This window comes from Streptomyces bobili (assembly GCF_002154575.1).
In the GTDB taxonomy this organism is placed as follows: Bacteria; Actinomycetota; Actinomycetes; order Streptomycetales; family Streptomycetaceae; genus Streptomyces; species Streptomyces bobili.
Genome location: NZ_MUBA01000605.1, coordinates 1 through 214, shown reverse-complemented (window position 1 = coordinate 214; position 214 = coordinate 1). Strand labels below are relative to the sequence as shown.

1 pseudogene is annotated in these 214 nt (G+C 77.6%); it reads left to right on the top strand.

The features are described 5' to 3' along the window. A pseudogene (locus tag BZL64_RS41605) lies at window positions 1-214 on the top strand (zf-HC2 domain-containing protein); the annotation flags it as partial.

Here is a 214-nt window from a genome sequence, read left to right as displayed (position 1 = left end):
CCCTGACCTGGCTGCTGCCCGCGCTCGCCCTGACCGCGACGGGCCTGGCGCTGACCCCCCGGCTGGGTCCGGTCCTCGCGCCCGGCCTGGTGGGCGGCGCCTGGGTGACGCTGCTGGTGGTGGTGCATTCGCAGGCGCACTCCGGCACCACCCTCGCGCCCTTCACGGCGGCCGGGCAGTCGGCCTCGGCAGCCACAGCGGCTCTCGCCACCGT